This is a genomic window from Intestinimonas sp. RTP31139st1_F5_RTP31139_211217 (assembly GCF_040226735.1).
In the GTDB taxonomy this organism is placed as follows: domain Bacteria; phylum Bacillota; class Clostridia; order Oscillospirales; family Oscillospiraceae; genus Intestinimonas; species Intestinimonas butyriciproducens.
Window position 1 is genome coordinate 1,014 of the sequence record NZ_JBCOAQ010000062.1, and the last position, 8,242, is coordinate 9,255.

The 8,242-nt window shown below is 64.2% G+C and carries 7 protein-coding genes; 3 read left to right on the plus strand and 4 right to left on the minus strand.

Annotated features, from left to right (window positions below):
* Positions 1 to 36: 36 nt before the first annotated feature.
* Together ABUA09_RS17420 and galU are read left to right on the plus strand one after the other, a co-directional pair.
* Positions 37 to 543: a QueT transporter family protein gene (locus ABUA09_RS17420; RefSeq protein WP_033118929.1), complete on the plus strand. Its 507-nt coding sequence runs from the start codon at positions 37 to 39 to the stop codon at positions 541 to 543.
* Between the two features lie 38 nt (positions 544 to 581).
* Positions 582 to 1,451, plus strand: a complete 870-nt coding sequence (gene galU, locus ABUA09_RS17425) for a UTP--glucose-1-phosphate uridylyltransferase GalU (RefSeq protein ID WP_033118930.1) — start codon at positions 582 to 584, stop codon at positions 1,449 to 1,451.
* A 187-nt stretch (positions 1,452 to 1,638) separates the two neighbouring features.
* Here the strand turns inward: galU and ABUA09_RS17430 are convergent, their stop codons facing one another.
* The 4 genes from ABUA09_RS17430 to ABUA09_RS17445 are packed head-to-tail and all read right to left on the minus strand — an operon-like array spanning position 1,639 to position 7,203.
* Complete coding sequence (locus ABUA09_RS17430; protein ID WP_349949573.1) at positions 1,639 to 3,489, minus strand: S-layer homology domain-containing protein; 1,851 nt, start codon at positions 3,487 to 3,489, stop codon at positions 1,639 to 1,641.
* Between the two features lie 25 nt (positions 3,490 to 3,514).
* The gene (locus ABUA09_RS17435) at positions 3,515 to 4,750 is read right to left on the minus strand and encodes an ABC transporter permease (RefSeq protein ID WP_033118932.1); all 1,236 of its coding nucleotides are present in this window, start codon (positions 4,748 to 4,750) and stop codon (positions 3,515 to 3,517) included.
* Positions 4,747 to 5,523 (minus strand): ABC transporter ATP-binding protein, encoded by a 777-nt coding sequence (locus ABUA09_RS17440; protein WP_058117068.1) that lies wholly within the window; start codon positions 5,521 to 5,523, stop codon positions 4,747 to 4,749. Before ABUA09_RS17440 ends, ABUA09_RS17435 begins: the two co-directional genes overlap by 4 nt.
* 9 nt (positions 5,524 to 5,532) lie before the next feature.
* The gene (locus tag ABUA09_RS17445) at positions 5,533 to 7,203 is read right to left on the minus strand and encodes an efflux RND transporter periplasmic adaptor subunit (RefSeq protein ID WP_058117069.1); all 1,671 of its coding nucleotides are present in this window, start codon (positions 7,201 to 7,203) and stop codon (positions 5,533 to 5,535) included.
* 500 nt (positions 7,204 to 7,703) lie between these two features.
* Between ABUA09_RS17445 and ABUA09_RS17450 the strand changes: the two genes are divergently transcribed.
* The coding region (locus ABUA09_RS17450; protein ID WP_349949575.1) for a peptidoglycan DD-metalloendopeptidase family protein at positions 7,704 to 8,242 on the plus strand (539 nt) is incomplete at its 3' end.

Here is an 8,242-nt window from a genome sequence, read left to right on the forward strand (position 1 = left end):
CGCGTACTCTAAACAAAAAATGGAGGTCTTTTTTTCATGCGCAAATTTGATACCAAACAGCTCACCCTGGCCGCCGTCATCGCGGCGGCCTACGCCGCCCTCACCCTGTGCCTACCCGCCTATGGGGCCATTCAGGTCCGGCTGTCCGAGGCGTTCACCGTCCTGCCCTTCCTGTTCCCGGCGGCGGTGCCCGGCGTGGCCGTGGGGTGTCTGGTGGCCAATCTGCTCAGCCCTTACGGGCTCATCGACGTGGTGTGCGGCACCGCCGCCACCCTGCTGGCCGCCCTGTGGACATCCCGGATCCGGCATAGGGCGCTGGCGCCCCTGCCCCCCGTGCTGTGCAACGGAGCCATCATCGGGGCCATGCTGGCGTGGTATGAGGTGGGCTTCGGCCCCGGCTTCTGGGGCATTTTCGCCATGAACGCGCTCACCGTGGGCCTGGGCGAGCTGGTGGCCTGCTACGGGTTGGGCCTGCCCATCCTCATCGCACTGCCCAAGATCCCGTATTTTCAGGGGCGCATGTCACCGGAGCGCCTGTCGTGATCCGGTAACTATTCTGTTGTCAGGAGGCATGAGAACCAATGAAGGTCAGGAAAGCCGTCATTCCCGCAGCCGGGCTGGGGACCCGGATGCTGCCCGCCACCAAGACCGTCCCCAAGGAGATGCTCCCCCTGGTGGACAAGCCGGTGATCCAGTATATCATCGAGGAGGCGGTGGCCGCCGGGATCGAGGACATCCTGGTGGTGACCAACCGGGCCAAATCCGCCATGGACGATTACTTTGACTATTATCCCGAACTGGAGGAGCGGCTCTCCCGCGCCGGCAAGGAGCGGGAGCTGGAGGAGGTCCGGCGGGCGGCCGATCTGGCCAACATTTTCTATGTCCGGCAGAAGGAGACCAAGGGGCTGGGACATGCCATCTGGCGGGCCAAGCGGTTTGTGGGGGACGAGCCCTTCGCCGTGCTGCTGGGCGACGACATCATGCGCTCCGACAAGCCGGTGATCCGCCAGCTCATTGACGGGGCGGAGGCGTACGGGGCCTCCTGTGTGGGGGTCCAGGAGGTGAGCGCCCAGGCCATCGGCAAGTACTCCTCCGTGAAGATCGAGCCCCTGGAGGAGCGGGTATTCAAGGTCACCGACATGGTGGAAAAGCCCCGTCCCGAGGAGATCTTCTCCAACTACGCCATCCTGGGGCGGTATGTCCTGAAGCCCTCAATCTTCGATATTCTGGAAAATCTGGCCCCCGGCTACGGTGGGGAGATCCAGCTCACCGACGGGCTCAAGGAGCTGTGCCGGAGAGACGCCATGGTGGCGGTGGACTTCGAGGGCAAGCGGTACGACACCGGGAACCTCAAGGGGTTCCTGGAGGCCACCATCGATTTCTCTCTGGCTCACCCCGAGACCGGGGAGTGGCTGCGGGGCTTCCTGAAGGACAGAGCCGCGGCGCTGTGAGCGCCGCCTGCGTTCCCGGAAGGCCGCGCGCCGTCGGGGCTTGCCGGTGAGGCGGAGAAGGCTGGCTTTTTTGACAGGAACGGATACAAATCACCATGAAAAAAGGATAAGGGATCGCCGCGAGGCGATCCCTTATCCTTTTTTTCAGATCCTGCGGCGGGCACGGCGCGCCGTCCGCTCAGCCGTACTACTCGGCCAGGACGACGCGGATGCGTCCGCCCTCGCGCGCGGGCTTATCGTACCAGCCGGTGAGGGTAAAGCCGCCGCCGGTGACCAGGGCCAGAGAGGAGAGGTAGTAGTCGCCGTCGCGGAGCTCGTAAACCAGCGCGTCCTCGGCGATGGTATACTGGCGGCTCCCGGCGTAGAGGATATTCCCGTCCACACTGTCGCCCTTCACCTCGGTAAGGTTGGCGAAACGGTCGATCTCTGCACCGTTCCGCTTGAGGAGGAAGGGGCCCTCCTTCACGTTGTAGACCCGGGAACCGGTGATCTGGCCGGCCACGCCGCCGGCGTCGTAGACATAGGTGCCGCTGGTGAGCATCAGCTCGTTGGAGCTCTGTTCGCTGACATCGGTGACCACACCGTAGGTGTGCAGGTCACCGGTGACATCCTTGAGGATGAGGCGGCTGATCTCGCCGCTGCTGTTGAGCAGGTAGTAGCGCACCATATCGGCGGTGAGCTCCACGCCGGCCAGCCGGGCGGGGTAGACCCGCAGGGCTCCGCTCTCGCCGTAGGTGTCCAGGATCTCCACGTCGGAGGCGAAGGCGTACTTGCCCAGCTTGGAGCCGTCGGCGCTCACCCTGCCGGAGAGGGAGGCCGAGAGGGTCTTGACCTGCACATCCTCACCGCTGGAGGTGACCTGCACGATGGCGCCGGCCTTCATGGTGCCCTTGTCATAGCGGTAGACATAGGTACTGCCGTCGGTGGCCATGACGGTGAGGGAGTAGGCGGTGTAGGAGTGGCCGTCCTTGTCCTCATAGCTCCTGGGCTCGGCGGAGATCACCATGCCGCAGACGGTGCCGGAGGTCTGGGCGGGGGAGAGCACGGAGACCACTTTGCTGTCCCGACCCAGCAGGAGGGTGACGGCGTCTCCCACCCGGAAGGAGCCCAGATCGCTGACGGCGTAAGCGGCGGCGGAGGTCTCGATGGAGTAGCTCTTCCCGGCCACGGTGACGGAGGCCGGGGCCGAGGCGGGGGAGACGGCCTGGAGGGTACCGGTGACGCGGTTGGTGTACACCCAGAGGGTGTTCATGGATTTGGACCAGTACACTACGTCGTTCTGGACCAGAGCGTCGGCGCTGGTGATCTTCCCCGCCCGGTTCACCGAGGCACGGCTGAAGTCGAAGGGGACCTTCTCCCGCCAGCCGCTCTCGCCCACCACTACCGGGCCGTCCATGGTCTCATTGAGAAGGGCCAGGGTGTCCACCTTGCCGTCGGCGGTGAGGCTGTGTCCCAGGACGGAGGAGAGGTAGGGCGCTCCGGTAGTCTTGGAGGCGGCGGTGAGCAGGTTATAGAAGAGATACATGGCGTCCTGGCGGGTCATGGTATCATTCTGTCCCAGCGAGATGCCCTCATCCAGGTCTAGGGTGCGGTACATGGCCATCTGCCCTGCCGGGAAGGAGCCGGAAAAATCGCTGTTTTGATAGCCCAGCAGGCGCAGGACCATCACCACACCCTCCGAGAGGGTGATGGTATTGCTAGGGCGGAAGGTGCCGTCCAGATAGCCGGTGACGTAGCCGGCGCGCACCGCCGCCTCCACATAAGGGGCCGCCCAGTGGGTGCGGGGCACGTCGGGATAGGGGGAGACGGCGGTCTCGTCCCCCACGCTCACGGGGGAGGCAGCCATGAGCATTTTTACGAATTCCGCCCGGGTCACGGGGGCGGAGAGGTTGAGGCTGCCGTTCTCGTCGCCCACCATAATGTCCAGGGCGGCCAGGACCTGGGAGGCGTCCTCCGCGGCAGTGGCCGCCAGAGCCGTGGGGAGGAGGGTCAGCGCCAGCGCCGCCGCCAGGAGGGCGGAGAGGAATCTTTTCTTCATCTGTCTTTCGCTCCTTTTCTGGAAATCAGTCATACCGCAGCGCGTCGATGGGATTGAGGCGGGCCGCCTTGTTGGCGGGCAGGTAGCCGAAGAGAACGCCGATGCCCACGCTCACGCCGAAGGCGATGCCGATGGAGCCCAGGGTGGGCACGGCGGAGAAGGTGGCGCCGCCGCCCATCTGGGCAGCCATCATGCCGCCGATGAGCCCGCCGGCCAGCTGAGCCAGAGCGATGCCCACGCCGATGCCCAGCAGGCCGCCGATGGCGGAGGTGGTACCGGCCTCGATGATGAACTGCCCGCGGATGTCCTTGCGCTTGGCGCCCAAGGACTTGCGGATGCCGATCTCCCTGGTCCGCTCGGTGACCGAGACCAGCATGATGTTCATGATGCCGATGCCGCCCACCAGAAGAGAGATGGCGGCGATGGCCACCAGCACAATCATCATGGTGCTCATCATGGTGTTCATGGCGTCCATCATCTCGGCACTGGACATGACAAAATAGGCGTTATCATCCTGATAGGTCTGGAAGAGCCGGTTTTCGATGATGCCCTTGGCGGTGGTGGAGCCCTCCTTGCTGGTGCTGTTGAAAAGGTAGAGGTCCACCGAGCCGGTGCCGTTGAGGCGCATGGCGTTTCCATAGGGGAGGAAGATCACGTCGTCGCCGCTGCCCTCGGAGTTGTCCGCCTTCTCGGCCAGCACGCCGATGACGGTAAAGGGAGTGCCCTTGATGGTGAGAGTCTTGCCCAGGGCGTCGCCCCCGAAGGCGTTTTGTTCCAGGTAAGAGCCGACGACGCACACGTTTTGATAGCGGGAGACGTCGATGTAGCTGAGAAAGCGGCCCTTCGCCAGGGTCTCGCCGCTCATGGCCTGGTTGCGCCGGGCGTCATAGAAAAATTCGCTGACGCCGTAAATGCTGGTGCGGGTGAACTCCTCGGAGCCCTCCCGGACCACGCCCTGGGTCATGACATAGGGGCTGACGCCGGAGAGATACTGGGGATATTTGTCCACCAGGGCGTACATGTCGTCGGGAGACACCGTGCGGGAGGAGAGGCCGCCGAAGTTGTAGATCTGGACCTGGAGCAGGTTGGCGCCCAGCTGTTCAAACTGCTGGTTCATCATCTGCTGCATACCGTTGCCCAGACTGGTGATGACGATGACCGCGCCCACGCCGATGATGATGCCCAGCATGGTGAGAAGGGCCCGCATCTTGCTGGTCATCAGGGACTTGAGCGCCAGGCGGAAGGACTGGGTGAAATTCATACCGCCGCCCCCTCTCCGGCGTTCGCGCCGTCAAAGCCTGCCCCGTCGTCTCCCGTGAGTTCCTCGGGCTGGACTACGGCCTTGGGGTCGTGGGCGTCGCCGTCGTAGATGATCCTGCCGTCCTGGAGCCGGACGATCCGCTTGGCCCGGACGGCGATGGAGTTGTCGTGGGTGATGAGGACCACGGTGTCCCCCTCCCGGTTGAGCTTCTGGAGGAAGGAGAGCACCTCCCGCCCGGTGCGGGAGTCCAGCGCGCCGGTGGGCTCGTCGGCCAGGATGACCGAGGGGTTGCCCGCCAGAGCACGGGCGATGGATACCCGCTGCTGCTGGCCGCCGGAGAGCTGGCTGGGGAGGTTTTTGCACTTGTCGCGCAGGCCCACCCGGGCCAGGGAGGACATCGCCCGCTCCCGGCGCTCCGCGGCGTCCAGACCGGCATAGAGGAGGGGCAGTTCCACATTCTCCAGCACGCTGAGCTTGGGGATCAGGTTGTACTGCTGGAAGATAAAACCCAGCATCTTGTTGCGGATCTCGGCCTGCTGGTCGTCGTCCATGGTGGATACGTCGATGCCCCCCAGGTGGTAAGTGCCCGTGGTGGGCACGTCCAGACAGCCAATGATGTTCATCGCTGTGGACTTGCCGGAGCCGGAGGAGCCCACGATGGCCACGAACTCCCCCTGGTCGATGGTGAGGCTGACGCCGTCCAGGGCGTGGACGGTCTCGTCGCCCATCTGGTAGATCTTATAGACGTCCTTGAGTTCAATGAGGTGTTCCATGTTGTCTCATCACCCCCAGGGGTTGGCGGAGGAGGCGTTCTGGATAAAGACGGTCTCGCCCTCCTCCAGACCGGAGAGAACCTCGATGTAGGCCTCGTCGTTCCGTCCCAGGGTGACCTCCCGCTCCTCCAGCTTGGAGCTGTCGGCCAGATTACCCGCCTCATCCAGGGCGCCGGGGCCCGCCACCAGCACGGTGCTGGCGCCGTTCTGTCCACGGTTCACCGCCTCCACGGGAATGCATAGCACCTCGCCCGCGTCCTCCACCACGATCTTGGCGGAGATGTTCATGCCGGGCTTGAGCTCGTCCGGGGAGCCGTCGATGAGCACGGTGACGGGATAGGTGGTGACGCCGTTGGAGGTGGTGCCGTTGATGTTCACCTTGTCTACCCTGCCGGTGAAGCTCTGGCCGTCCAGGGCGTCGGAGGTGATCTCCACCGCCTGGCCCACCTGGATCTTGTTGATGTCCAGCTCGTGGATGCGGATATCAAAGGTGAGGGCAGAAAGATCGTAGATGACGGCGGGATAGGCGATGCCGGTGGTGGAGGAGGTGCTGGTGTCCAGCGTGTCGCCCACGTCGTAGTTCTTCTCGATGACCGTGCCGTCGATGGTGGAGGTGATGGAGTAGTCCTCCAGCCGGTCCCTGGCGTTCTGGAGGGTGAACTCGGCGTTTTTCACCTGGATGGCCGCACTCTCGATCTGGGTGGCCATGTCGGTCTCGTCAAAGCCGCCGATGACCTGGTCCTCGGAGACCCGGTCCCCCTCCTTGACGCTCAGGCTGGTGAGCTCGCCGGAGGCCTTGGCGACCACCTGCTTGCTCTCCCCGTAAGCAAAAGCGCCGCTGGCCGCACTGGCCGCCGTCCCCACCGCGGCGGTGCCGCTGGAGGCGTCGGACAGGGCGCCGGGATTCCGGACCGCCACGGTGACATTGCGCACCAGGGTGCCGCCGGGCCCCACAGAGTCGGTGGCGGAAATGGAGTCGATGACGCCGGAGAGGGTCTCCAGCGTGCCGTCCACCGTGACGGAGGCGGACTGCCCCACGGCAAAGCCGGCGGCATCGGCGGCGTGGAAGGGGACGGTCAGCTTCATGTTGTCCCGGTCCAGAATGTCGGCGATGGGGGCGCCCAGAGAGACCATATCCCCCTCGTCCACATACAGCTTGGTGATCACGCCGGCGGCGGCGGCCCTCACGGTGGTGTTCTTCCGGTTGTCGGACTGGTTTTTGAGGAGCTGGTCGTAGCTCAGCCGGGCGGACTCCAGACTCAGCTCCGCCTGCTGGATGGAGGTCTCCACATCCTTGGAGTCGATGCGGAACAGGAGGTCGCCCTTATGTACCGTCTGCCCCTCCTCGAAGGGGGCTTCCAGCACCTCCCCCTTTACCAGGGTGGTGACCTTGTAGGAGTGGATGGGCTGGATGGTGCCGGTGCCGGAGACGGACACCACCAGGTCCTGTCGAGCGGCGGAGGCGGGGAGATAAGAACCGGAGACGATGGCGTTTTTCGCCCCGCTGCAGCTCCGGAAGAGGAAGAGCAGCAGCGCCGCCAGCACGGCCAGAGCGAGTACACGCTTAATCCATTTTTTCTTCTTGCGGGGCATCGGTACCTTGGGGGCCGCGCCCTTCTGCTCCTTCTGCGGGGCGGCGGGCTGTGAGGCGGTCTCCTGCCTGACCTGGGTAGTTTCCATACTGCTGACTCCTTTACCTTACGATTGGCCGGGACGGCGGAAGGGCCGCGGCCCCTGGAATGACCCGAAAAACGCCCGCGCCGAGCGGGCGCGGGACGTTCCACGGCTGCAAGCTCCGGATGCACGGGCCCGGGACGCGAAAAAAAGGCGGGGCACGGCCTGCCGCCCTCTATGACCGGGCGCGTACTGCTTGAGGACGGGATACAGGATACCATAAAAAGATGTAGGGAAGGGGAAAGAAAAGATTAAATTTTCCTTAAATATTTGATCGGACAACTGTATATATAAAACATATACAATATATGCGGCTTTGCAGAAGAAGTCAAGAAAAATTATGTGGAAGAGATGTATAAGGCTGGAATTCTTTGCCCACAATAGTTCCGGAGAGTTCCCCACGGCGCCGTGGGGACTCGCTCAGACATCGGCTTGCCGCTCGCCGAAAGAGCGGCAAGCCGGTCCGCGGACAGGCTGCGGACCGGCAGACAGTATGGAGGCTTGCGATGAAAAAGAAACCGATCTTAGAGCGGATCGGCGACTTCATGGAGGGGAAGGGCTTCTACAGAGTCCTGTTCCTCTGCGTCGCCGCAATTGGAATTTCGGGCTATTATCTCTTTTCCTCTCTTGATATGGGGGACGGGGACGCCGCCGTGGCGGCCCCCACCCAGGTGGTGGTCATGCCCACCGTGCAGCCGGTGAAGCCCACGGTGGCGCCCACCCCGGCCCCCACAGCCAAACCCACGCCCGCACCCACCCCTGCGCCCACCCCCGCCGCCACGCCTGCGCCCACCCCCGCCGCGCCGGCGGCCTCGGTGTTTACCTGGCCGGTCAAGGGACAGGTGGTGGCCGACTACTCCCTGGAGGTTCTGGCCTATGACGAGACCATGGGCGACTGGCGGACCCACTCCGGCATCGATATCGCGGTCCCTGTGGGCACACAGGTGCTGGCGGTCTCCGCCGGGACCGTGGCCAGCGTGGAGCAGGACGATCTGATGGGCACCACTGTGGTCATCGCCCACGCGGGCGGAGTGGAGAGCATCTA